The organism is Meiothermus cerbereus (assembly GCF_051297115.1).
GTDB lineage: Bacteria > Deinococcota > Deinococci > Deinococcales > Thermaceae > Meiothermus > Meiothermus cerbereus_A.
Genome location: NZ_JBEVAL010000116.1, coordinates 1 through 4965, shown reverse-complemented (window position 1 = coordinate 4965; position 4965 = coordinate 1). Strand labels below are relative to the sequence as shown.

5 protein-coding genes are annotated in these 4965 nt (G+C 63.9%); 3 read left to right on the top strand and 2 right to left on the bottom strand.

The annotated features are described in order from the left end of the window. Both ABWU19_RS14230 and ABWU19_RS14225 read right to left on the bottom strand, forming a co-directional pair. On the bottom strand, positions 1-580 hold a 580-nt coding region (locus ABWU19_RS14230; protein ID WP_435902316.1), incomplete at its 3' end, for a hypothetical protein. Further along, entirely contained in the window at positions 549-2276 is a 1728-nt protein-coding gene (locus ABWU19_RS14225) for a hypothetical protein (protein WP_435902315.1), read from the bottom strand. The genes ABWU19_RS14230 and ABWU19_RS14225, both read right to left, overlap by 32 nt. Before the next feature lie 54 nt (positions 2277-2330). On the opposite strand from ABWU19_RS14225, the gene ABWU19_RS14220 reads away from it, so the two are divergent. From ABWU19_RS14220 to ABWU19_RS14210, 3 genes are all read left to right on the top strand, one after another. Then, positions 2331-2669 (top strand): TrbC/VirB2 family protein, encoded by a 339-nt coding sequence (locus ABWU19_RS14220; RefSeq protein WP_435902314.1) that lies wholly within the window; start codon positions 2331-2333, stop codon positions 2667-2669. 7 nt (positions 2670-2676) lie between these two features. Further along, positions 2677-2988, top strand: coding sequence for a hypothetical protein (locus tag ABWU19_RS14215; protein WP_119358811.1), 312 nt, complete (start codon positions 2677-2679; stop codon positions 2986-2988). Between the two features lie 79 nt (positions 2989-3067). Continuing rightward, positions 3068-4965: TraC family protein (locus ABWU19_RS14210; protein WP_435902313.1), on the top strand; the 1898-nt coding region annotated here is incomplete at its 3' end.

Here is a 4965-nt window from a genome sequence, read left to right as displayed (position 1 = left end):
ACCACCAGGGCGCAGCCAGCACGAACCGTCCATCCAGCCCGAAGGGGGCCAGCCTCTCCCGCAGGCTCGCGGCCTTCTTTTCGGTAGGAGCCCCCCAGTACTGCCCCACGAAGCGCAGGGCGAAGGTCTGCACCTTGCGCTGGAGCAGATCCAGGGAGTAGCTTCCCGCGTCGTACTCGATGGCGATGGGGCCCAGCTTGCTGTACCAGTAGGCATCGGGCTGTTCGCGGTAGTGGATGCGGTGGGTGTCGGTACGCCAGTCGCCCACCGCAGCCCCCAGGATGTGCCGCATCTCCCCCACCCCGGCCAGGTGGCGCAGCAGGGGCGGCCCCAGGCGGCTGACCCAGAGGTAAGGGGTGTAGAAGCGTACCTCCATAAGCCGGTTGGCGTGGTGCGAGGGGTTCAGCACCGCCCGCACCACGAACAGCCCCATCGCATGGGCTTCCTTTTCCGAGGGAACCATCCCGTAATGGCGCATGAGTTGGCCCTCGGAGAGGGCCAGGTCGCAGCGCAGGGCTTCATGGATACGCTCCAGTACTGCTTGTCGCTCACCTCGTGGCAGGTTCCTGGCTTGGGACAACAAGGATCACCACCTCCGTTCCTTTCTCAGCCTGGGCCACCCGTACCACCGCTTTCTTGTCCTGTTGCAGGGCAAACAGGTTCGCCAGGCTTCCGGCCATGAATAGCTCCAAAGGCGGGGTTTGCGAGGACTGGGCCACCCCGCCCCCCGGCAGCACGGTCACGCTCTTGGCCTGTGAGGCCGCAGTGACGTAATCGCTCACCCCGCGCAGGCTGCCCCGGATAAGGTCAGCGGCGATGGAGGGCGCTTCCTCGCGCACTCTGGCCGCCACCCCCAGCGTCCCCTCGGCGTCCAGCAGGGTGGCGCTGACCGTGTACTCCCTGCCGTCCTTGATGGCCTTGGTGAGCTTCCCTTTGAGGCGGCGGGTCTCGTCCAGAGTAACCTCGCCTACCCAGGTGGAGCCGTCCTCAGCGTCTACCGCTACCGGGCCGGGGACACCTTCCGCGATGAGTACCCCGATACCCAGCCGCCCTTTGAGGCGGGTGCCCAGGGGGTAGGGAGAGGCCATCGCTGGCGCGGGCGCTGGGCCGGTAGCTGCTGGTGCTACCGGAGCCGAGGGGAAGGTTGGCAACGCCGCGCCGGGTGCAGGTGGTTGTGTGGGTGTAGAAGCGGGCGTTGAGGTCTGGGCCTGCCCGCCCACCAGGTAGAAGCTCCCGCCCTTTCCGCCCTGGCCCTCAACTGCCCGTACCGTGAAGGTGGACTGGGTTTCCTTCTTGAGGCTCAGAGCCCCATCAGTTGAGCCTGAAGCGGAAGAGCGGCTGGAGGAAACCGGCTGGTTCTGGAGTGCTGCCGCCACGTCTTCAGCCACAGAGTCGGTAATCGGGCGGCCTGAAGAAGAGGGTGCAGAGGGGGCCTGGGGCCGCGTTAGGGTCAGCGGCCCGCCCTGGCTCTGGGTGGTGGTAGCCGTAGCGATGGTCAGCGGGGCCGGTGGAGTTGCGCCTGGGCCAGTAGCATCGCTGGAGGTCTGCTGACCGCTGCTGGCAGCCTGTGCAGTCGCGCTTCCAGCGTTCGCCACGTACAGGGTCATGGGTTGGGGCGGTGGTGTCTGTGCCGCGCCAGTTGTGGTCGAATAACCCGAGGGCGGCGGGGTGGTTGGATACCCTGAAGGTGGGGGCGGCACTTCAGAGTAGCCACTAGGAGGGGGTGGAGTTGCACCCGTATCTTGTGGACTCTGGCTCTGGCCTGTGGCAGCGGCGGTCTCACCGTTTGCGCTTGCGGCTGTCCCTCCAGTAGCGGCTGCTTCTGAGTTAGCTGAAGCAGGGGGTGCCGGTTCGGGTTTAGGTGCGGTCGTAGTCGTAGCGGTTGGAACCGGCACAGGCAGGCCCCCTTTGGCGGGCTCTGTATTGCGGGTGGAAAGGGCGAACCACAGGGTAGTGGCCGCTATCAGACCGGCAAACCCCACCGCGATCTGTTTGGGACGGGAGGGCACCCACTCCCCGGTGAGCTCGTCGTAGCGGTCAAGCAGGCGGTGCTTGAGGGAGAGGAAGAAGCTACGTCGTGCCACCGCCCGCTGGGTCTCCTCCTCCGGGGTGGGCAGGTCGTCAAAGAGGATGCCGGACTCGAGAAGATCGGCCAGTTCGGGATTCTCCTTGCGTAGGCGCAGCAGCAGCTCATCAAACTCAGGGTCGGTGGGTGAAGGGACTGGACTTTTCAGGACAGCCTCAACCTGTTGTTTAATCTCTGGGTCAAGTCGCATATGGTAGTATCATATTACCCGTAATGGGTAACAAAAAATCGTAGAGGTGACAGCATGAGTAAAATCGGCCTTTTAGCTAAAAAGATCATGGGTTTACCGGAGATTCGTGGGTTGCTGATGGGGTTGGCGCTGGTGGGGCTGGGTGGCGTGGCCCACGCCCAGGCGGATCAGGCCTTCACCAACCTGACCACCGCCATCTGCAACATCTACAACGCGATGAGAGGCCCCTTCGGCCTGGCCCTGGTCATCATCATGTTCGCCATCGGTGGCATTAGTCTGATGATTGGTGGGAAAAAGGCCGTTCCGCTCATGATCGGGGCAGCCGTGGGTGGTGTGATTCTGGCTGCTGCGCCCTCGTTTGCAAAAATATTCGTAAGCGGGACAGCCTGCTAGAGGTTGTATGCGTCGCCGGGTGTACCGTCTCTATCAACCCATAACGATTGTCGGCCTGGAGGTGTGGCAGCTTCCAGTCATTGGTATGGGCTTCGTCATCGGCTTGCGGCTGATGGAGGGGATGCACCCGGCGATGGGCCTGCTCGCCGGAGCAGTAACGGGCTATCTGGCGTTGGTGGCGGCGGATCGGCTCCGTGAACGTTACCCAGGTGCGTCGCTGCTGCATGAGATGCTATGGCTGACCCAGAGCGACCGCTATGTGCCGGGGAAGGATAAGGAGACAGTTCCACTTTTGTTGAGGGAGAATGGCGGAGACTAGCGGGCTAACGATACTCAACCGCCCTCGGGAGCACTCGCTTACCGAGGAGTTTGCTTATTGGGAGATACATGAGGGGCTGATGGTGCTTGAGGATGGGCGGGCCGAGGTGGGGGTGGAGCTGCTGCTCAAGCCCACCCTGCTGCTCAGCCAGAGCGACCTCGAGGGCCTGCTCTACATGGTGCGGAGCGTCCTCCGAAACGGCGTGCCTCAGGGCACACGAGCCCGGCTATATGTGGAGGCGGCCCCCGCGCCGGAAGAGGTGGTGGACGCATACCGGACGGCCTACACACCCAGCCATCCGGTAGCTCGTGAACTGGCAGAGGAACGGTATCGCCACTGGCGCACCCTGTGGGAACGGGGCGAGGTCATGGAGCGGCGGGCCTTCCTCACTGTGAGCTTTGGACGCAAGCGGCCCAAGCGATTGCCGTTCGGGAAGGCAGAACTGGAAGGGCTGATCAAAGAAGGGGCCAAAATCCGCGAACGTATCCGCATGATTGCTCGGGGGCGGGGCGTGGAAGTGCGGGAGATGGACTCCCAGGCGGTCTTTGGCCTGGCCTACCGCTACCTGAACCCTGGTTTGCGTCTCTCGGGGGTGCCCGCTTACCGGCCCACCTGGCAGCGTTACCCACGGGTGGCGGTGGAGAAAATGCCGGGGCTCAGGCCGCCCACCTTGCGGGCGCAGTTGTTGCGGAGCGAGGTGGACAACTCCTACCGCGAGGCGCTATACGTAGGCGGGCGCTGGCTGAGCATGTTCAGCCTGTACACCATCCCCGACGAGACCTACACCGAGATGGGGGACGTGCTGGCTTTAGCCGGTGGGGGGGAATACTACCTGGTGGTGGATTTCTACCACGAGCCTTACGAGAAGGCCCTCAAAGCCCTCAAAGCGCGGGCGCGGAGATTCTATGCGGCCAGCGCCAACACCGAAACCTATGTAGACCCTAACGTTATCATCGGACAACAGGAGACTGAGGGGGCGATTGCCCACATTTCACAGACCGGCGACCACGTATATCGCGTGGGCGTTTCACTCATTCTGATTGAGCGGGAGCGGGAGGCCCTCGAGCGGCGGGCCAACCAGGTGGTGGGTAAACTGTCGGAGATTCCCGGCAGCCCCTTCCGGCAGCTCAAGAACGGCCTTTTTGAGCCCTGGAAAAACCGCGCCCCTTTTAGCGGGGGGATCAGCGACGAGGTGGTGAGCCTCTTGGAGTCCAACGCCGCCGACCTGGTGCCCCTCACGGGGGCCTGGAAGGGGCACGAGCAGCCGGTGGTGCTGTTTCATAACCGCTTCCGCTCGCTGACCCGCTTCGATCCCTTTACACCCCGCACGGCCAACTGGAACGGCATCGTGGCAGGCGGTTCGGGATCGGGGAAGACCTTTTTCACTCAGTACGTACTCGCAGATTTGCTACGCCGGGACGAGGTGGACGTGGTGATCCTCGACCGGGGGCGCAACTACGAGGCGCTGGTAGAGGCCTTTGAAGGGGCCTTCATTGACATTCGCCCCGGCGGGGAGACGGCGGTCAATATGTTCGACCTGGACGAGGGCGAACACACCCCCAGCCCGGAGAAGCTCCAGGACGTGCTGCGCTTTTTGCGGGCCATCCTCCCGGCGGGGGACGACCGCACCGAGGAGGCGGTGGAGAACGCCATCCTGGAAGCGGCCATCGAGCAGACCTACAAGCGAGCCAGCCCTGACGTGCCCCAGCCGGACGGGAGCTATAAGAAGGTCTACGGGGGAGCGAGGCTTTCCGACCTGGTGCAGACCTTGGTGCTTATGGACGAGATAGGTAGCCGTCCGGCCTCCCCCTCGGAGAAGGAGGTGGCGCGGAAGCTGGCGCTCAGGCTTCAGTCCTGGGTGGGGGATAGCCCCAAGGGGCAGTTCCTCGACCGGCCCACCAGCGTGCCCCTCTCGCAGGCGCGGGTGGTGTGCTACGAGCTCGAGGGCCTCAAGGACGACCTGGAGATCATCGGCAC